At 63.3% G+C, this 17364-nt stretch carries 21 protein-coding genes and 4 tRNA genes; 6 read left to right on the forward strand and 19 right to left on the reverse strand.

Annotated elements, in window-relative coordinates; genetic code table 11:
- Positions 1 to 34 precede the first annotated feature (34 nt).
- Positions 35 to 1084, forward strand: coding sequence for a cell division protein ZapE (zapE, locus tag J3E61_RS22495; RefSeq protein WP_210085030.1), 1050 nt, complete (start codon positions 35 to 37; stop codon positions 1082 to 1084).
- On the opposite strand, the gene J3E61_RS22500 is transcribed toward zapE, so the two are convergent.
- From J3E61_RS22500 to J3E61_RS22530, 7 genes are read right to left on the reverse strand one after another with little or no spacing between them, the layout of a single operon-like run.
- Complete coding sequence (locus J3E61_RS22500; RefSeq protein ID WP_210085031.1) at positions 1060 to 1590, reverse strand: GNAT family N-acetyltransferase; 531 nt, start codon at positions 1588 to 1590, stop codon at positions 1060 to 1062. The genes zapE and J3E61_RS22500 overlap by 25 nt on opposite strands.
- A 4-nt stretch (positions 1591 to 1594) precedes the next feature.
- Positions 1595 to 2122 carry a hypothetical protein gene (locus J3E61_RS22505; protein WP_210085032.1) on the reverse strand — a complete coding sequence of 176 codons (528 nt, stop codon included), beginning with the start codon at positions 2120 to 2122 and terminating at the stop codon, positions 1595 to 1597.
- A gap of 46 nt (positions 2123 to 2168) precedes the next feature.
- Positions 2169 to 2591 (reverse strand): TIGR03618 family F420-dependent PPOX class oxidoreductase, encoded by a 423-nt coding sequence (locus J3E61_RS22510; protein WP_192720853.1) that lies wholly within the window; start codon positions 2589 to 2591, stop codon positions 2169 to 2171.
- 41 nt (positions 2592 to 2632) lie between these two features.
- Positions 2633 to 3226 (reverse strand): methylated-DNA--[protein]-cysteine S-methyltransferase, encoded by a 594-nt coding sequence (locus J3E61_RS22515; RefSeq protein WP_210085033.1) that lies wholly within the window; start codon positions 3224 to 3226, stop codon positions 2633 to 2635.
- Entirely contained in the window at positions 3223 to 3705 is a 483-nt protein-coding gene (locus J3E61_RS22520) for a sigma-70 family RNA polymerase sigma factor (RefSeq protein WP_210085034.1), read from the reverse strand. Before J3E61_RS22520 ends, J3E61_RS22515 begins: the two co-directional genes overlap by 4 nt.
- 35 nt (positions 3706 to 3740) lie before the next feature.
- A complete protein-coding gene (locus J3E61_RS22525) occupies positions 3741 to 4454 on the reverse strand; it encodes an ATP-dependent Clp protease ATP-binding subunit (RefSeq protein ID WP_192720850.1) in 714 nt (237 codons plus the stop codon).
- A 32-nt stretch (positions 4455 to 4486) separates the two neighbouring features.
- Complete coding sequence (locus J3E61_RS22530; protein ID WP_210085035.1) at positions 4487 to 4975, reverse strand: SRPBCC family protein; 489 nt, start codon at positions 4973 to 4975, stop codon at positions 4487 to 4489.
- Between the two features lie 75 nt (positions 4976 to 5050).
- On the opposite strand from J3E61_RS22530, the gene J3E61_RS22535 reads away from it, so the two are divergent.
- On the forward strand, positions 5051 to 5407 hold the full coding sequence (locus tag J3E61_RS22535; RefSeq protein WP_192720848.1) for a helix-turn-helix domain-containing protein: 357 nt from the start codon (positions 5051 to 5053) through the stop codon (positions 5405 to 5407).
- Between the two features lie 14 nt (positions 5408 to 5421).
- Here J3E61_RS22535 and J3E61_RS22540 read toward each other — a convergent pair whose 3' ends face one another.
- From J3E61_RS22540 to J3E61_RS22570, 7 genes are all read right to left on the reverse strand, one after another.
- On the reverse strand, positions 5422 to 5847 hold the full coding sequence (locus J3E61_RS22540; protein ID WP_210085662.1) for a hypothetical protein: 426 nt from the start codon (positions 5845 to 5847) through the stop codon (positions 5422 to 5424).
- A 98-nt stretch (positions 5848 to 5945) separates the two neighbouring features.
- Positions 5946 to 6326, reverse strand: coding sequence for a hypothetical protein (locus J3E61_RS22545; RefSeq protein WP_192720847.1), 381 nt, complete (start codon positions 6324 to 6326; stop codon positions 5946 to 5948).
- A 112-nt stretch (positions 6327 to 6438) separates the two neighbouring features.
- A complete protein-coding gene (locus tag J3E61_RS22550) occupies positions 6439 to 6597 on the reverse strand; it encodes a hypothetical protein (RefSeq protein WP_210085036.1) in 159 nt (52 codons plus the stop codon).
- A gap of 1144 nt (positions 6598 to 7741) precedes the next feature.
- Entirely contained in the window at positions 7742 to 7930 is a 189-nt protein-coding gene (locus J3E61_RS22555) for a hypothetical protein (protein WP_210085037.1), read from the reverse strand.
- Positions 7931 to 9117: 1187 nt separating this feature from the next.
- On the reverse strand, positions 9118 to 9630 hold the full coding sequence (locus J3E61_RS22560) for a hypothetical protein (protein ID WP_210085038.1): 513 nt from the start codon (positions 9628 to 9630) through the stop codon (positions 9118 to 9120).
- Positions 9631 to 9958: 328 nt separating this feature from the next.
- Positions 9959 to 11350 (reverse strand): RNA-directed DNA polymerase, encoded by a 1392-nt coding sequence (locus J3E61_RS22565; RefSeq protein ID WP_210085039.1) that lies wholly within the window; start codon positions 11348 to 11350, stop codon positions 9959 to 9961.
- Between the two features lie 957 nt (positions 11351 to 12307).
- A complete protein-coding gene (locus J3E61_RS22570; RefSeq protein ID WP_210085040.1) occupies positions 12308 to 12727 on the reverse strand; it encodes an Ltp family lipoprotein in 420 nt (139 codons plus the stop codon).
- 335 nt (positions 12728 to 13062) lie between these two features.
- Between J3E61_RS22570 and J3E61_RS22575 the strand changes: the two genes are divergently transcribed.
- The gene (locus J3E61_RS22575) at positions 13063 to 13293 is read left to right on the forward strand and encodes a hypothetical protein (protein ID WP_210085041.1); all 231 of its coding nucleotides are present in this window, start codon (positions 13063 to 13065) and stop codon (positions 13291 to 13293) included.
- Positions 13294 to 13423: 130 nt separating this feature from the next.
- Here the strand turns inward: J3E61_RS22575 and J3E61_RS22580 are convergent.
- The 3 genes from J3E61_RS22580 to J3E61_RS22590 all read right to left on the reverse strand — a co-directional run bounded on the left by J3E61_RS22580 (position 13424) and on the right by J3E61_RS22590 (position 13682).
- Positions 13424 to 13498, reverse strand: a tRNA-Val gene (locus J3E61_RS22580).
- Positions 13499 to 13508: 10 nt separating this feature from the next.
- Positions 13509 to 13582: transfer RNA gene (locus tag J3E61_RS22585), tRNA-Cys, on the reverse strand.
- Between the two features lie 27 nt (positions 13583 to 13609).
- Positions 13610 to 13682: transfer RNA gene (locus J3E61_RS22590), tRNA-Gly, on the reverse strand.
- 304 nt (positions 13683 to 13986) lie between these two features.
- Here J3E61_RS22590 and J3E61_RS22595 point away from each other — a divergent pair.
- A tRNA-Val gene (locus J3E61_RS22595) sits at positions 13987 to 14058 on the forward strand.
- Between the two features lie 83 nt (positions 14059 to 14141).
- Positions 14142 to 15134: an NAD(P)H nitroreductase gene (locus J3E61_RS22600; protein ID WP_210085042.1), complete on the forward strand. Its 993-nt coding sequence runs from the start codon at positions 14142 to 14144 to the stop codon at positions 15132 to 15134.
- Here J3E61_RS22600 and J3E61_RS22605 read toward each other — a convergent pair.
- Positions 15120 to 15659, reverse strand: a complete 540-nt coding sequence (locus J3E61_RS22605; RefSeq protein WP_210085043.1) for a GNAT family N-acetyltransferase — start codon at positions 15657 to 15659, stop codon at positions 15120 to 15122. The two genes, J3E61_RS22600 and J3E61_RS22605, sit on opposite strands and share 15 nt — an antisense overlap.
- 1 nt (position 15660) lies before the next feature.
- Positions 15661 to 16476 carry a universal stress protein gene (locus J3E61_RS22610; protein WP_210085044.1) on the reverse strand — a complete coding sequence of 272 codons (816 nt, stop codon included), beginning with the start codon at positions 16474 to 16476 and terminating at the stop codon, positions 15661 to 15663.
- Between the two features lie 263 nt (positions 16477 to 16739).
- Here J3E61_RS22610 and J3E61_RS22615 point away from each other — a divergent pair, with 263 nt between their 5' ends.
- Positions 16740 to 17336, forward strand: coding sequence for a hypothetical protein (locus J3E61_RS22615; protein ID WP_210085045.1), 597 nt, complete (start codon positions 16740 to 16742; stop codon positions 17334 to 17336).
- Positions 17337 to 17364: the final 28 nt, after the last annotated feature.

The raw sequence follows: 17364 nt of genomic DNA on the forward strand, positions 1-17364 counted from the left end.
ACGCAGAATTGCAGCACGTCGCTAAGGTGCGTGCATGCACGGGTCCAGTGGTGTCGCGCATTTGGTCGATCGGCACCCCACCGTGACGCCCGAGCGGCTGATCGCCCAGCTGATCCCGCCCCCGACCTTTTCCGACGTCAGCTTCGAAACGTACAAACCCGATCCCGCCGAGCCGACGCAGGCGGCAGCGGTGCATTCGTGTCGGCAATTCTGTGAGCAGGCCGTCGCGCGACGGGCAGGCAAGAAGAAGTTGTTCGGCAGGCACGAGGTACTGCCCGGGGTCGGCATCTACCTCGACGGTGGTTTCGGCGTCGGCAAGACGCACCTGCTGGCGTCGTCATACTTCGCGATCTCTGCGGCCTCCGCCGCGCCGACGGCGTTCGCGACGTTCGGCGAGATGACCCAGCTGGCAGGCGTGTTCGGCTTCGTCGAATGCATCGAGCTGCTGGCCGGCTACACCGCGGTCTGCATCGACGAGTTCGAACTCGACGATCCTGGCAACACCACGCTGATCTCGCGGCTGTTGTCCGAACTGGTCGCCCGCGGCGTGTCGGTGGCAGCGACGTCCAATACGCTGCCCGACCAACTCGGTGAGGGCCGCTTCGCCGTGCAGGACTTCCTGCGTGAAATCCAGGCTCTGTCAAGCATTTTCACCTCCGTGCGCATCGACGGGCCGGACTACCGCCATCGCGATCTTCCGCCGGCGCCCGAACCGCCGAGCGACGAGGAGGTCGCGAAACGCGCCGCACAGGTGCCCGGTGCGACGCTGGACGACTTCGACGCGTTGTGCGCACATTTGGCGACCATGCATCCGTCGCGTTATCTGACGCTGATCGAGGGCGTTAGCGAGGTGTTCATCACCGGCGTGCACCCGATCGATGACCAGAACGTCGCGCTGCGCTTGGTGTCGCTGACCGATCGGCTTTACGACGCAGGCGTTCCGGTCGTGGCATCGGGGACGAAGCTGGACACCGTCTTCTCCGCCGAGATGATGGCGGGCGGCTTCCGCAAGAAGTACCTGCGCGCGACGTCACGACTGTTGGCATTGACAGCCGCGGGTCAGAGCGGGCGCACCATCACATAGTCGTTCTCGACGCCGGCGCCGAGCCGAAAAGTCTTGGTGCCGTTGATCGTAAAGCCCTGCTTGCGGTAGAAGCGTTGAGCCCGCTGGTTGAGTTGGTTGACACCGAGCCACACGCACTTGGCGTCGAGATCGGTGGCGTACTGCAATGCCGCGGCCATCAACGCGGCGGAGACGCCCGCGCCGTGGCTGCCGGGCAGCACGTAGATCTTGGACAACTCGACGGCGGGCCGCAGCGTGACGGCCTGCTGCACATCGTCGTCGTCGGGCACACCGCGAATCAGCATGGCGTAGCCCGCAATTCGGCCGTCGTCGCGTGCGCACAGCACAGCGCGGTCAGGGTCGGCGAGGTAGTCGGCAAAGCGCGCCTGCGACAGGTTCTCCGCGACGAACGCGGCGATGTTCTCCGGCGTCGCCGACGGCGGGCACGCCAGCGGAAAAGTGCGGGCGGCCACGTCGGCGAGTTCAATTAGATCGGCCGCTACGGCCGCCGCGACATCAATGGCCACGGTTCTACGGTAGCGGCGCTCCCGGCTGCCAGATGTTCCACTGCGCCAAGTGCTCACCCGACTGGCGGTCGAGTAGCACCACGTTCGTCACGAGTGCGCGATAGACCTGCCAGTACACCGCCCCGTTGACCGTTGCCCCCGCCGGCGCATTCACCAGGGCAGCCATCAGCTCGTCCGGGGCGTCGGTGTTCTTGGGCTGGTATGCATCGGCATAAGGGGTGACGCCGTTGAAGGCGAACGATTTGGCCATCGCAAACGGGGTGGGCGCCTGAATGGTGTGGACGGTGACCAGTGCCTTCCACGGCCCGCCTTGGTTGATCCACCGCGGCGAACCGGTCGCCACGTACCCCGGCGGTGGGGGGTCGACGGGGATCACGTCGTGCACGGTCACGTCGGCGACGATGCCCTTGAACTCGACGCGCAGCGTGTCGCCGAGGTTGCCGATCGGGCTGCCCTCAGCCAACGCAGGCGGGGCTACGACACTGGCGAGGGCCATCAGCAGGGCGAGGAGGACCACGAAGCAGCGACGCATCCACGCATGATGGCACAAACTGAAACGTGTTACAGCCGGTTGGACGTCAGGAGGCCACCGCTCCGAAGCCGCCGACCTTGTCGATCCGGATGCGGGTCAGCAATCCTTCCGGAGCGTTCGGCGGCGGGAAGTGCTCGTCGCTGCCGAGCATCGCCTTGGCCAGCTTCTTGAGCAGGGCGGGCGCGCCGCCCTCCTCGATCCTCGCCGTCCCGCTGATCGCGAGGTAGGGCGTCTGCTGCTGCGGGTGCTTGGTGGACAGGATGGTGAGGGCCACCCGCGGGTCGCGGCGGATGTTGCGGGTCTTCTGGTACTCGGACAGATGTGCGGAGACGAGCTCGTCGCCGTCGGGGGTTGATTCCAGCGCCACCCAGACGACGGTCACCTGCGGGCTGCCGTCGGGGTTGATGGTGACCAATGTCGCGTCGGCGCCTTCGCCGATGAGTTCGCGAGCAGCGTCGTTGAGTTTCATGTACTTGTTCTACCGCGGCGCCCGCGGAGAAATTCCCTCTGTCAGGCGGCCTCGAGGTTCAGCAGCGTCGACTTGGCCAGCGGTCCGCCGATGTACTGGCCCGTCGACCCGTCGGAGCGCACGACGCGGTGGCACGGGATCACGACCGGCAGCGGGTTGTGGGCGCAGGCCGTGCCGACGGCGCGCACCGCGCGCGGGCTTCCGATAGCGGCGGCCACTGCCGCATAGCTTTCGCGGTGGCCGTAGCCGATCTCGCGCAGATGCTCGATGACGTTGCGGCGGAAGCCTTCGGCCAGCCGGAGGTCGACCGTCACCTCAAAGGCCTTGCGGCGCTTGGCGAAATACTCGTCGATCTGCCGTGCCACACTGTCCAACCGCGCCGGGGCGCGCAGCACACGGGGGCTGATCCGGTCGGCCAGGCTCGTGAGGACGGCGTCGTGGCCCTCGACGTCGTAGGCCACCCGGACCAGTCCTGCGGTGGTGGCCGCCAGCAGCAGCGTGCCGACGGGTGTGTCGACGGTGCGATACGCGACGTCGAGCAGGTCGGCCGCGTCGGCGTCTCGCTCCAGTCGTGCGTGAAGCCGCGGCAGTGCGCCGTCGTCGGCGTCGAGTTCGTCAAAAAGGTTGGTAGTCATGCTGTTTCGTCCTCACGGTAGTACTTGCGCAAAGTCTTGAGTCCGTCCGCCGCGGCGCGGCGCGCGGCATCGGGGGAGTTGCCGAGCAGTTCGGCGATCTCGGCGAACGGCAAGCCGGCGACGTGGTGGTAGGCCAGCGCCTGGCGTTGTTTGGTCGGCAGCCGCTGCAGTGCGGTCCACAGGTCGGGGTCACGCGAAGCCGGGTCGGCATGGGTGGCGGGCCGGTCGGGCAGGGTGTCGGTCGGCACGGCACGGCGTGAGCGGGCGCGGCCGACGTCGACGGCGCGCCGGTGGGCGATGGTGACCAGCCACGCTTCGATGTTGGCGTCGGCAGGCAGGTCGGGGTAGGCCCGCAGCGCCGACAGAAATGTTTCCGACCAGGCGTCCTCCGCGTCGATCGGGCCGACGACGGCACGGCAGACCCGCAGTACGGTTGCGCCGTGCTCGGCCACCACGTCCTCGAACGGTCGCACCCTCACATCATGTAGTCGCCGCGGCGCAGAAGGATGTGAGATCAGGCTTTGGTGTACGCCTCGAGTGCCGCGACGAGTTCGCGTTCGAAGCGGTCCCTGTCCACGCCGAGGCGATGCAGCGTGCCGTCCTCGTCCTCGGCCTCCCACAGCGCCAGCAGGATGTGTTCGGTGCCGACGTAGTTGTGGCCGAGCCGAAGTGCTTGGCGGAAGGTCAATTCGAGCGCCTTCTTGGCCTGGCCGTTGAACGGGATCAGCGTGGGCCTGTCGTCGACGCGCGGCGGCAGGGTGATGGCCTTGGACACCTTGTCGGCGTCGATGCCTTGACCGGCGAGCAGTTTGGGAGCCAGGCCGTCGGGGTCTGCGAACAACCCGAGAAGTAGGTGGTCGGGCGTGATTTCGTTGTTGCCGGCTTCACCGGCCTTGTTCTGCGCGACGACGACGACATTCCTGGCCCGCGGTGTGTATCGGGCGAAGCCCGCCTGCGGATCTAGGGCCGCGTCCGCTTTGGGCACGAACCGCTTCTGCGCCGCCTGCTTGGTGACGCCCATGCATTTGCCGATCTCGGTCCACGACGCGCCTGATTTGCGTGCCTGGTCGACGAAATGGCCGATCAGATGGTCGGCAACCTCGCCGAGGGTTTCGGCGGCGAGCACTGCGTCGGTGAGCTGCTCCAGCGGTTCCTCGTGGACCTGCTTGATCACGTTGATCAAGTCGTCGAGGCGGACGGGATAGGAGATCTTCGCTGACTCGGTCATGACGTCAACTCTAGGTTGACGATCCGGGTTCGTCAACTCCGGGTTGACGAACCCGGGTAACCGCGGTGCACTGTGCGGTCGAGGATGCCCAGGGTGGCGCGTAGTGCGCTCTCCGGCACGACCGGGAAGATGTCGGCCTCGCGCCACTGCGGATCGATGTCGGACCAGTCGTAGAAGGACGTGACGAGGGTTCCGTCGTCCGTCGGCTCGAGCCGATAGCCGTAGATGTGCCCGATCTGTGGCCGGATCCGGCCGAGGATCGTCCATGCGATGAGCCGGTCTTGGTCGTACTCGCGGATGGTCACGGTGACGTCGTATTTGCCCATCGGATAGTCGTTGAGCGATTCGCGATCCATGTGCACGACGAAGCTGTCGCCGACGGCCTGGGCGGGGGCGCCCTCGGCGTCCTGCAGCATGCCGCTTGCGTCGATGGCGACGTGACCCTGCGGATCGCACAGAACGGCGAAGATGTCGGCGGCCGGTGCGGCAATGGTGCGCTGGACTTCGATGCGTTCGGTCATGGGGCAGATCGTGTCAGGGCGCAGCGCGCGGCCGGGGCGGTTTGAGTTCTTCAGCGCCGGGTATGCGTCTGGCTAATGCGGAACTATGTCGGAACCTCTGTTGCGCAACCGCGGACGTTGCGCAGGGCAATCGCGTTCATCCACGAAAACGCGCATCGGGATATCGGTCTGAGCGACATCGCCGCCGCAATCAATGTCACCCCGCGGTCCGTGCAGTACACGTTCCGCCGCCATCTCGGCACGACGCCGCTGGAGTACCTGCGCCGGGTGCGTCTGGATCGCGCGCATCGTGATCTGCTGGCCGCCGACCCGACCGTCGACACTGTGATGGCGATTGCGGGACGGTGGCGGTTCAGCCACGCGGGCCGGTTCAGCATCGCCTACCGCGAAGCGTTCGGAACCCCGCCGAGCCAGACGTTGCGCGGCGCTTAGCCGCCGGCGAACTGTCAGCCCTGGAAGAATCCGTCGCGGGTGAAGAAGCCAGGCTGCCAACCTTGCTCGCCGAGGCACAACAGCGGGCGCCCGTCGGGGGACTGGGCCGCGGCTTGTGGCTTCGGGCAGGGCGTGCCGATTTCTTGAACGCCGAACAACTCGTATGTGATCACCCAAAAACCAGTCGTGACCGGGGGCCACTGATTGGCAATCCACCGGCACTGCAGGGCCTCGCCGCCGGGCCCGCGCCCGAAGGTGAAGAAGTCCATGTTGTCGCACGGCGCGGCGAGGTGGGCGTCGTAGTTCATGCCCGGCACGTCGGTGGCGTAATGCGCCGGCTGGTCGAAATACATGTTGTCGCCGTTGTCGGCGGCGGCGGCCGGTGCCGTGCTGACGGCAGCACCCGCGATCGCAGCGGCGGCGAGAAGTACGCGAATCATGTCCCACCCCTTGGTCGTCATGACCGGTTGGTCTCCGCGAAGCCTAACGGGTGCGGTCTGGGCAGTGAACGTTTTCCCGGACTGTGCTGCGCATCGTGTCACTGCACGACGATATCGAGCGGGATGTCGAATCGCTCATGGGTCCCTTCGACCCGGAAGCTGTAGACGTGCCGCCCTCCGCCGGGCTCGATCGGCAGCGTGATCTGGGTCAGCACCATGAACTTCATCGCGCTGGGGAGTTGGAATTTCGTCGACCATGCCGGCGTCCAGCGTTGCCCGGTGGGGCCCGCCGCGTCGATGTGCACGGTGTAGTGAAATCCCACGTCGCGTCGCCGCGTATCGCAGAGCACGACGCAGCAGCACTGGAACGTAGTGGCGCCCGAGGGCACCGTGGTACTCGCCCAGAAGCCGCCCTCGACATTGAGCATGTCGTCCACAACCTCCGCCTTGTTGGCGAAGAAGGCTCCGGCTAGCCGCATGCCACGGAAATTACCGCAAGTTGCAGCAAACATCGAGACGAACTGGATGGGTTGATGCGCCACGGGGAATCAGGCTGACAGCAATATCGGGTGCCCTGCGCTGTCGGGCGAGTTACAGCAACACCAAGGTCAGGAGTGCAACGGCCACCGCGACCATGACCGCCCCGACGATCCATACCACCGCGTAGCTCGGCCGCTCGGGTGCACGGTTGAAAATGCACTCGCTGGGGTGGTGGCAGTCGCACTGACGCGGGCAGTCGGTGGGCTTCATATCAGATCAAGGATGCCCGAACTTGGGTTGAGCTGGCGATGAATACGTTTGGGGACCAGCCGAGGTCTCTTATCCTGACTGGCAGGGCAACGTGCAGATCGATGAGAAGCACACCGGTGACCCCATACCCCTGTACGGCGTCACCGGCTTAGACCCCGACGAATCGTTCATCCTCGGCATCACCTCGGCGGCGGCGAGAGTGGCTACTGGGCTTCCGTCGTCGCGATCCCAGACAGGGAAGCCGCGGAGCCGCAACACCCTCCGATCTTCGACGGTAACGCGGGCTTCACTGGGTCGCATCTGACCTCATCCGCTGTTCGACCTTCTCGAGCTAATCCGTCGGCTAGGAGCACCGTGGACGGGTTAGGCGCTTCTCTTGCCACCCTGTCGAAACTTGTTGTCCGCTGAAGCGACCCAACTGGCTGCGTTGCTCATGAGGGGGACGTCACTGACGGCCTCCGATCAGGATGGCGATGCGCCGAATACGTGATACTCACCGAAGACCTTCTTCTAGGATCTAGCCCAGCAAAGCGGGATTATCGGGGGAGGTCGCGTGGAAAGAAACGAAACCGACGCTCACCCGAGTCGGCTTGCCAGGCTGGCTGTCATCGCGACTTTGGCACTCCTGTGCGGTTTGCTCGCATATGGACTAACGGTCTCAGGACTTTATACGGCGTCGGCAAGTCATTCGCGTGTGGCCGAGTTCACGGGGCTGCCTGGGCCCGCCCCGGCCTTGACCGGACCTGACGCGCAGACTTCTTCGCCGCCTGCCCCAGCCGATCCGGGAGTTTTCACGATGATGCAGAACGCGAGTCTCATGGTCAATTCGCTCGCAGCGACGTTCGGAACAATCGTTACTGCCGTCGTTTCAGTTATTACGTTGAAACGAACGCGCCCGTCGCCTGCGCCCCCGGCTGCTGCACCTTCCGTTGCACGGGATGAGCCCGGAATAGGTTCCGCGGTCGGATCCGGCACCGTAATTCGCCGGCGATCACGGGTGCCGTCGCGACATCCTCGTTCGCGCCCCTAATCGCGCTGCTGCGGTCTGCCGATCGGTACCCCACATTTGGGAGGGACTACCAATCCATAGCGGGCGATTCCGCTTGTATCTCGTAGCGGCAGAAGCCCGCCTCCCATTCCTCGGCTACGCGTTTGCCGCACCGGAAGTGCGGGCCCAACCGCGGGCGAGGTTGGCTTTCCTGTCGTCGTCAACGGATACGGTCACCTTCCATGTCCCGTCGCGGTTTCGGTAAATGCGGTAGAGGCGGGAATGGCTGGTGGACGCCGTCCACTCTTCGGCAGCGGATCCGTCGCGCCACAGCAAGTCGCTCACTCATGGTGTCCATTCTTCCCGCGCAGTTCGGCCTTCCAGCAACGGGAAACGAAACGGGCAGCAGTGCCCCCGCCACCGCAATTCGACGCCTGGGGCGCAACTGGTTAGGGCTGATCACTTCCGAGTCGTCGTCTGCACCAACTCGCCCAGCACGCACTACAACGCTACGTCGCCTGCCGACATGCGGGTGGCTTTCCTTAGCGAAGGCGCATTCGCCACCGGTCGTCCGGGGGATCGCAGGGACAATTATCTAGGCAGTCCCGCAACGCGGCGCCCCGATAGTGCCTGTAGCAGTCCCGCCGGCAGAACACACACTGAGGGTCGCGTGCATAGGACACCGGGTCTAACCAATTGTCTAGGGGCACACATCCTTCTAGGCATCGCTGCCGCTCGTCCCAATCGGAATATGTGCTGTAACACTCTCTCCGGCAGCGGATCACCTCCGGGTCGACCGGCATGGGTGCGATCGACCGCGACATTGCCGACCTGTTATTGGAATGGCCTGCGAGAAGCTTCGCGAACACAGTCGCTTCGTCGGATTGCGACTCATTCAAGCGGATTCGCGCAGAGTGATGGGTGTGGTCTTTGCAAGGCGCGGCACCCAGGGAATCGATGCTCTGGATCATTTTTAGCGGTATCGAAATCCAACTTCCGCAATCCACGCTGAATTCCAGAGCATCGTCATTGCCTTCGATCTCTCGTACCATGCCGACAACTTCAACGGGTGCAGCGAGCGCGCCGCTCCGAAGCTTGTCGAGGAATTCGCGCGGAGATAAACCACTCGGTTCGGCCATGATGCCCCCTTGTTCACGTCGCCGACCTGCGGTTTCACCTTATCGTGTCGGAGCCTGGGATTCCCCCTCTTTGACAAAACAACCTTCGGTCCGCCATCGGTTGGGATCTTGGATGCCCGATGGGCAGTCGATTCGAGGCGAATTGGTGTGGTGGCCAGATGACAGTCGGAGCCTATCCAGGCATCTGTCGCGCCCGTTAATTAGTGCGTTGGCAGAAGAACCGAGGATGCCTCTATTTGGGCGAAGCCTTTAAGTGACGGGTGACGAAGTTTGCCTGAGACCTCTCAGTAGTCGACGTTGACAACAACGACGGGTTCAACCCAGTTCACGCCCTCGCCGGTGCGCAAGTCGCTGAACGGTGAGGCCGTGCATCGATGTCGGCGAAGCGGGTGATCACTGGTGTCGAAGTTGGCCGGTGAATCCGAAACCTACATGACCGCAGTACACAAACTGTCCGACAGCGTCGTGGGCGCCGACCAACAGTGACCCAAGGGTGCCGCTGCGGCCGGCGACCCACCCGCCGACCACCATCGGCGCCCGATGTCGCACAACGCTTTTAATCCAAACGTTGGACCGGCGCCCGGGCTGATACGTCGAACTGGCCCGCTTGCACACCAAGCCTTCTAGCCCCGCGCTACGAACGCGAGATCCTGGCGACGACCCCGCCGGGATTACCGGCGTCAGCGTGACCGGCTGGCCGCTGAGCGCGCTGAACGGTCCGCCGAGGCCCGCCGCCGCTGCGACGACGTCGCGCAACGCCGCCGCGCCGAGGCGATCCGTGAGCGCGATCTCGCCGCGCTGGCCGTCGACCCCACCCTCGACGCCTTCGCGCTGATGATCGGTTCCGACACCGAAGCGGCGATGGACCGAGCCGGTGAGCGCGACGCCCGGCTGCGCGCCGGGCAAAGCTGGGGCGGCACCTTCCGGAGGGCATGAGATGGACGGACTGAGACTCGTCATGCCCGGTTCGACGGTGCTGCGCGACATCGCTGACCGCATCGAAGCCGAATGCCGCCAGCGCGATCACTGACCGAGATGCGCGCGCGCCGCCGACATGATCGCGATGTGCGACCAGCTGCGGACGCGCTGCCACTACTGCTCCGGTGGCCGCGACGTCCCAGCCGATGGCTGTCCGGCGTACGGGCGGTCCGTTGAGTCGCGGGTCACGCATTACAGGCCGTGCGTCGAGATACGTTCGTGCGGCCGGATCCTCGGGATCCGGTGATGCGGGGACTCACTCTGCCGTTGTTTGGCTTCGCACTTTCTCGCGGACTGCGTCGATGACGACAGCTTCGAGCGCATCCTGACGTGCGCCGTCGAGGTATCGCGATGTCCAAGAATCTGGTCGTTCGACCATCGCGATGATCCCCGCGATGTCGCCCTTGAAGCACTCCGGCGATTTTTCCGCCACTTGCAGTGCCGTGTCCTTGACTAGCTTGCCCGCCCGCGCCAATAGCCGAACGGCCTCAACTCGGGCGAGCCAATTGGAGGCATCCGATTCTGCGATTCGGCGTGCTTCCGCAAGGATCGATTTGTGTACGAGATCTGCCCGACGACTTAGTGTGCGATAGATCCATGCGCGCTCCCAATCGAGCATATGAACCTTATTCGTTAGTGCGTAATGGCAAGCTGCCACAACCTTATTCGGCTCGGTCTGTATCAGTGCCAGCATGTAGTTGGCGAGGTCCTGTACTTCGTCTGCGCGAGTAACGAGTAGCTTGCCGACCCAAGGTAGGGCAGCTGGCGACTTTGCATGTGCAAGTCGACGTATGCAGAACGTCAACCGCGCATGAGCGAGGGTTCCTGGGAGCTTGTCGGGCTCATCGTTCATTAGATCGGTGAACATCTCGGCCACGATCTCAATCGGCTTCGGCGTAAGGGATGGCGCTAGCACGGCGAGAAACTCACTGAGGGTGGCGGTCCCGTGATAGAAGAATCGCCACTGCATATCCTCGTCAACCTGTGCTTTCTCAGCCGCGTTCAGCAGGTCCTCTTCGGACGCCTCGGTCAACGCCTGTTCGCGAGCACTCTTCATTCGTTCGCGGAACACGGACGATGCGTCGTCAATGTCATTGCGGTGCTTTGTGTACTCGGCCAAAGGCTGAAGATACAACTTGCCGGTATTCAGCAAGAGGCCGCCGGCGCGAATCGCCTGCTCCAATTGAAACATTGCGCTGAGTGCATCGGGATAGGTTGCCGCCCAGACTCGGTAGTCGTCACCATGACGCCAGAATTCGAGACCAGCACGTTGCAGCGTGCTATCGACGGTGGACAGATAGGCAGTTGCAAGTACATCGGACGTTGCGACTCCCTGTGGGAGACCTCGGGTGTCCTTCATGATGTCGCCAGCTACGTCAACGATCGCGTCGCGAACTGACTTTGGCACCCCGGCGTCCGCGAGCACCAGAGCTAGGCGGCGATGGTCAACCGATTCGTAGAATCCTGCGATGTCCGCAGATATGACGAACCCTCCGCCCATCGACGTCGGACGCCGTTCGAAGTCTGCCCATTTGGGGCCTGAGTCATCGGCTCGTGGCCATAAGACAGACTCGTCCGAGACCAAGTACTTGGCTATCTTTGGCCGGGCGACTTCGACCAGTGCCTCAAAGACCACGCGGTCCTGCAAGGCTAGAACGGCAGCAGGCCGCGTTGTTAGCCGTCGTTTCGGAACGGGTACGAAAGCTGCGCCTTCGCAACGGTACTCACCATCAGACGTTCGAGCGTGAAGGCCCTCAATGAATCGACTGGCGATACGACCGGCAACCTTGTCATCCTCGCGGGGCGGCAGCATGTCATTGGTCCGCTCAACGGACTGGAGGGCGGACTCTAGTTGCTCCGCCGTTAGGGTCCTTATCAAGTCATTCGTTGCCACGGAACTAGTTGCCCACTAGCGGATCAACGTCCAGTCGAATGAAGCCGGTTGTCGGCGGTCGGTGGCGGTATCGGATTGGCTTCAGCGATGCCCGAGCTGGCGTCCAGTCGGTCCACATGCCCGCCTGGGCGCGACGGCAGCCGGGGCGGAGTCGCTTTACGACGACGACGGATCAGCGTGCTTGGCCGAGAACGTCCTGTAATTGGGGTTGTCGTCATTCATTTATCGCCTTTTTCCCGGCCAGAGAGCGAGCGAGGTAGTGGCATTGCCAACACTCAAATGAGGAGGCCCCCCTAGGAATGTTTTGGACTGCATTGCATCGAGGACAGGTGGCGGCTTCCATCCCCGGCGGCACATGGCTTGCAGGCTTCATACACGCCGCTGCGATCAGCCCGATAACCCCCAGGAGACCGCCCCAGGCGATGCCGACGCCCCACCCGCGATTCTTCGAATTGGTGATGGCGCCCCCTGCGACCATGCAACCCACCCACACCAAAATCAGGAATTCCATTCCCATATCCCCACTCTCACGGCTGGTCCTTGCCGATCACCACCGTACTTAGCCCTAGAGCCCGGTCGTGGACACTCCGTACACCGCCCGGCGTAGGTGCATCCGTCACCCGTCGTGAGTTGACTGATGAGTCCGTCTCGTGAGAAGGCCATCATTTCGAGGTTGCCGACACCTAATCGGCCCGTCTCAGTCTTGGTGCCCTATAGTCCGACCGCGGTTGCGCCATACGCCGCTTGCGAAGGCGTGAATTGATCGATCGAGGTGAGTTGTTCGATCATTCCCGAACGAGAGAGCCCAGCGACATCGAGATAACTCTTCGCGGCCCTGGCTGCCTGCGTGTTCCAGTCGACAGCAAGGCTGTCGACCGCATACGTCGCATCCGCGGTTGAGAAGCCGTCGATAGACACCAATTGGTCGATGAGCCCTTGGCGGGAAAGCCCAGCGACATCGAGATAACTTTGCGCGGCACGGATGGCGCTCTGCTGACTCGTGGGAGTGAGGGGTAGTTGACCCACCGGACTGAGCGGTACAAAAGGTACCGCCCGTACCGTGCCGGCAGCCGCCCCACTGATTGCGATGAGTGCGACGGCGGCAAAGGCGCTGATAAGCCTCTTCTTCATCCGCAAAAGGTACCGCTTCCTGCGGGTTAAAGGGGCGTTATCTGAAAGAATGCTTTTATCGTTTGCGCCGCGAGCAAAGTCTCACCGCCCTTCGACTCCGCGATCATGAATGGGACCGCAATGCGGGGACCGTCGTTCCTTCGAGTGTTTCAGCCAGTCGGTGCCAAATGCTCTAAAGCCATCCCAATCAGCAGGGCGGACGGGCTATTGGCGAGTAGTCGGTCTGCCCGGCGGGTCTCCGGTGAGGTTGAGCTTCGGCACAACGCAAACCCATTTGACTACCTAGCCGATGGTGGCCGCGTAACGTCGTCCGCGACTGGGGGAGGGGGCAAGTAATGAAAGGTCGAATTATTGCTATCGGCCTGCTGGGAGCGGGCCTGATGATAGGTACCGCGCCCAGCGCAAGCGCTGAGTGTGGCGTCGATTGGATCAATCAGCAAACGTGCAACAACATCCTGCACGAGTACATGGTCGGGCAGGACTTCGACGTGTATCTCTCTTACGTCGTTCCGGATCTGAATGACAGGGCGGCAGTGAGGGACTACCTCTGGCACAGCAGGATTTGAACTAAAACTGGATTTAGCGGCGACGCACGGGCGGGGCTGTCAGAGGGTTGCCCGCCCACGCCAATCGTCCACATATCGTCCACGCAAAGCAGAACAGAGCCTAAAAATAGGCTCTGAACTGCGTCAATAGTGGTGCGCGATACTGGGATTGAACCAGTGACCTCTTCCGTGTCAGGGAAGCGCTCTCCCGCTGAGCTAATCGCGCGGGTCCAACGTGGAGGTGGAGACGGGAATCGAACCCGTGTGCACGGCTTTGCAGGCCGTTGCCTCACCACTCGGCCACTCCACCGCTGGGGTTGATGCGACTGCACCCTCGAGCGGATGACGGGATTCGAACCCGCGACCCTCACCTTGGCAAGGTGATGCGCTACCAACTGCGCTACATCCGCGCGCCACGAACGACTGGTCGTCCGTCGCGAAGGACGACGATAGTCCACCAAAGTGTAGCCGCACAAATCCGATTGACGGCGAGGTCAGAACAGGCGATACGCCTCGCGAGAGATTGAGAACCCGTGGCCGGTGCGCACATCGCGGCATGTGATCCCTGACTGGGCACTCTCGCACGGACCCGGCGGCTCATCGCGCGACGATCACCCGCTGTATGTGCGCGCCGCAGTGTCCTTGCGGATTCGGGTGGCAAGGCGCTCACGTGCTAGTCTTCGACGTCGTTCGACCTATTCGGTCGGGCTCCCCGGTCTCGTAGCTCAGGGGGAGAGCGTCCGCCTCACACGCGGAAGGTCACTGGTTCGATCCCAGTCGGGACCACCGCAATCGGCGGTTCCCCAAGTCCCCCAGAGCAGGGTCTTTGTGCCCTCCTCAGGCAGCACGCCGGGCGTCATCGTGGATGCATGAACGCGTATTTCCCAGACGTCGAGACCATTCGGTCAGCGCTGTCGCTGGCCCTCCGCGCTCCGTCGGTGCACAACACACAGCCGTGGCGATGGCGCGTCGGGGAGCACAGCCTGCATCTGTACTCGGACCCCGACCTGCACCTGCCCCATACGGATCCAGACACCCGCGACATGATGATCAGCTGTGGCGCCGCGCTGAATCACTGCGTGGTCGCCTTCGCCGCGCTGGGGTGGCAGGCCAAGGTGCATCGGTTCCCGAATCCCGCCGAGCCCCAACATCTGGCCGCTATCGAGCTTCATCGGTATCCGGCCAATGACATGGATGTGGCTCTGGCCGCTTCCATCCCGCGCCGTCGAACCGACCGACGGTTCTATAGTTCGTGGCCCGTGCCGCAGGGCGATATCGCCCTGATGGGGGCGCGCGCAGCACGTGCTGGCGTCATGCTGCGCCGTGTCGACGGGCTCGACAATCTCAAGCACCTTGCGGCCGAAGCAGCACTTCGGCATTCGGCCGACTCTGACTACCTGCTCGAATTATCCACGTGGAGTGGACGATACGGGTCCCTGGCCGGCGTGCCTGCGCGCAACACTCCTGAGCCTGATTCGTCGGCTGTCATGCCTGCCAGGGCATTCGCGGGGCCGGTGCTCGCGCAAGCGCCTGGCTTTAGCGCGACTGAGGACAATGCCGCCGTCATAGCGCTGGGCACAGTCGAGGATGACGACATGGCGCGGTTGCGTGCTGGCGAGGTAACCAGCCTGGTGCTTTTGACGGCGACGGCATTGGGCCTGGCGAGTTGCCTGATCACCGAGCCACTCGAGATTGCTGAAACGCGGGCTGCCGTGCAGTCCGACGTCTTCGGAAGCGACGGCTACCCACAAGTGTTGCTGCGCATCGGTTGGGCGCCGGTGAACACAGACCCGCTGCCGTCAACTCCGCGGCGCGCACTGTCGGAAGTGGTTGCGCAGCTGGATGGTTCACCGTTCGGGTAGATCGGTCTCGGGAGCCAAGTCGACCTCGATGGTCAACACCGAACCGTCGAGTTTTCGCGCGCACGGCCACCCGGCATCGGCGAGCACCCGCAGCATCAAGTGGTTCTCCCAGAGCACCTCGGCGACGAAACGATGCAGGCCATTGCCCTTGGCTATTTGTCCGAGGCGGCGAAGAAGCGAAGTACCCACGCCGCGGAGGTGCTCTGCGTGTGCCACCACTACCGCAACTTCGGCATCGCCGGGTTCCGGACACATGACGTAATTGGCTACACCCAACAACTTTCCCGTGCTGAATGCGCCGAGCGAGCATTGGCCATCCCTGGGTTGCGCGATTGATCGCGCCCAACTATCCAGGCCCGCCGGATGCATCGCGAAAAAGCGAAGGTAGCGCTCCTCGTCGGTCATTGATTCATAAAGCTGTACTACCGCGTCGGCGTCAGCCGGCGTCAGCTCACGAAGTGAAATCACCGACCCGTCAACGAGTTCGGCGGTACAGGGTTGATCAAGCCCCTGGCGACTTCCCATCTCAATGGATTACGAGGACGGAGCAGTTACCGTGTGCAAGGATTGGATGACTGTGAGGGCCGACGATGCATGCGACATCGCTGGCTTCTGCGCCGCCGACCACCGCAAGTTGCACCGACAAGTCCTCGTGGCTGGCCAGGAATGCAGCCGCGCTGTCTGGGGTGCTCACGGGGTAGACACGAACGTCCGGGTACTGCTTCTTCCACTTTTCGATACGGCGATCCGGTTCATCGTGCGGCATTTCGCCGAAGTCCTCTTCCCAGACGCTGACCGCAAGCACGGGCGCGTTCCGCAGTCGCGCCTCCTCCATAGCCATCTCGATGACCGATTCGTTGTCTGCATGATCTTCGACTACGACGACGATCCAATCGGGTTCCGAGGCTGGCGCTTGGTGAGGTGACCGAATGATTGCCACTGGGCAGTATGCCTTTTCGGCCACGCTTGCGGCCGTCGACCCGCATATCCTCTCGGCCACAGCGCCGATTCCAACTGAGCCGACACACACCATGGACGCGTCGCGCGACTCGTTGATCAGGGCGGTGTCAGGTGATCCCCAGATGACGTCGGTTTCGATCTTGACTGGCTTCCCCGTTGCCTCGACGACGGCACTCGCAGCGCGTAGCGACGACTCCGCGTACTGAACTTCGAGCCGGAAATCCGTTGCGGGCGTGTCCCGATGACCTTCGATATGGGTGACGTGGACTATCCGTAACGGAACATCGCGGCTGATGGCCTCGTCGATGGCCCACTTGGCCGCATTGATCGCCGCGTAGGAGCCGTCGACACCGACCACTACCGGCGCAGAATTCCTCCACATGGTCCAGCGCTCCTTCATCGCGATGAGCGGCTATGCCGCGCTCGTCATACCGGACGCTATTGGCTCAGCAACAGCAGAACCGGGGCCATAAGTCCCCGGTCCCACGGCGAAGGTCACGAGGGTCGGATCTGCGCTTTTGTGTTATCGGCCCAGTGACATCCGTCCGCGGACTGAGGGTCGTTCGGCCCTGGGGAGCCTGGCCGGCTGCGGGCACGATCAATGGGTGGTCCCGCGCAAGCCGGACTCATGACCGGGGAGACGTCATGGAAACCTTCACGATTGGCCTGCGAAGCCCTTGGTGGATTCGGGTGCTCCATCGCAAGAATCCGCTGGTGCGCAGCACGGATCGCATAGAGGCCATGACTATCGCTATTGCTGTCATCGTCACCGTTTTCGCGATACCCATCGCGGCCGCCATCGGGACGTCCGTTCATGGTGACCGCGCGGGCAGGTATGCGGCCGAAGCGCAGACGCGGCATCAGCTGATCGCCACCGCGACCGAGAAGGGCCACGTAGTTTTGCATTCGAGGGTCGTCGATTTCAGTGCCGAAGCCATTTGGAGTGACGCGGGAAGAACCCATCGTGACGTCGTCTCATGGCCTGGACCTGTGAACATCAGTGATAGACAGAGCATTTGGGTGAACAACGACGGCGAGAACGTTGGCCACCCGTCGCCGCCCAGCCGTGCCGACGGTGAAGCGATCGGCGTTGCTTTGCTCATTTGGCTGGGCGTAGCCGAATTTTCGACGGCCATGCTGTACGTGGTCCGCCGCCGACTCAACCGGTCGCGATATGCCCAATGGGACCGCGAAATCAACCCATCCCCGGACTACGACAGCCGGAGGAACCACCAAACATGACACCGAGTGGACACACGTTACCGGCCGA

It is taken from the genome of Mycobacterium sp. OAE908, from assembly GCF_017872775.1.
In the GTDB taxonomy this organism is placed as follows: Bacteria; Actinomycetota; Actinomycetes; order Mycobacteriales; family Mycobacteriaceae; genus Mycobacterium.

Excerpts from the sequence above, each read along its gene's own strand:
- zapE (WP_210085030.1), top strand. The coding sequence starts at position 35 with ATGCACGGGTCCAGTGGTGTCGCGCATTTGGTCGATCGGCACCCCACC.
- J3E61_RS22505 (WP_210085032.1), bottom strand. The coding sequence starts at position 2,122 with ATGCGTCGCTGCTTCGTGGTCCTCCTCGCCCTGCTGATGGCCCTCGCC.
- J3E61_RS22510 (WP_192720853.1), bottom strand. The coding sequence starts at position 2,591 with ATGAAACTCAACGACGCTGCTCGCGAACTCATCGGCGAAGGCGCCGAC.
- J3E61_RS22515 (WP_210085033.1), bottom strand. The coding sequence starts at position 3,226 with ATGACTACCAACCTTTTTGACGAACTCGACGCCGACGACGGCGCACTG.
- J3E61_RS22525 (WP_192720850.1), bottom strand. The coding sequence starts at position 4,454 with ATGACCGAGTCAGCGAAGATCTCCTATCCCGTCCGCCTCGACGACTTG.
- J3E61_RS22530 (WP_210085035.1), bottom strand. The coding sequence starts at position 4,975 with ATGACCGAACGCATCGAAGTCCAGCGCACCATTGCCGCACCGGCCGCC.
- J3E61_RS22535 (WP_192720848.1), top strand. The coding sequence starts at position 5,051 with ATGCGGAACTATGTCGGAACCTCTGTTGCGCAACCGCGGACGTTGCGC.
- J3E61_RS22540 (WP_210085662.1), bottom strand. The coding sequence starts at position 5,847 with ATGATTCGCGTACTTCTCGCCGCCGCTGCGATCGCGGGTGCTGCCGTC.
- J3E61_RS22545 (WP_192720847.1), bottom strand. The coding sequence starts at position 6,326 with ATGCGGCTAGCCGGAGCCTTCTTCGCCAACAAGGCGGAGGTTGTGGAC.
- J3E61_RS22550 (WP_210085036.1), bottom strand. The coding sequence starts at position 6,597 with ATGAAGCCCACCGACTGCCCGCGTCAGTGCGACTGCCACCACCCCAGC.
- J3E61_RS22570 (WP_210085040.1), bottom strand. The coding sequence starts at position 12,727 with ATGAAGAAGAGGCTTATCAGCGCCTTTGCCGCCGTCGCACTCATCGCA.
- J3E61_RS22575 (WP_210085041.1), top strand. The coding sequence starts at position 13,063 with ATGAAAGGTCGAATTATTGCTATCGGCCTGCTGGGAGCGGGCCTGATG.
- J3E61_RS22600 (WP_210085042.1), top strand. The coding sequence starts at position 14,142 with ATGAACGCGTATTTCCCAGACGTCGAGACCATTCGGTCAGCGCTGTCG.
- J3E61_RS22605 (WP_210085043.1), bottom strand. The coding sequence starts at position 15,659 with ATGGGAAGTCGCCAGGGGCTTGATCAACCCTGTACCGCCGAACTCGTT.
- J3E61_RS22610 (WP_210085044.1), bottom strand. The coding sequence starts at position 16,476 with ATGTGGAGGAATTCTGCGCCGGTAGTGGTCGGTGTCGACGGCTCCTAC.
- J3E61_RS22615 (WP_210085045.1), top strand. The coding sequence starts at position 16,740 with ATGGAAACCTTCACGATTGGCCTGCGAAGCCCTTGGTGGATTCGGGTG.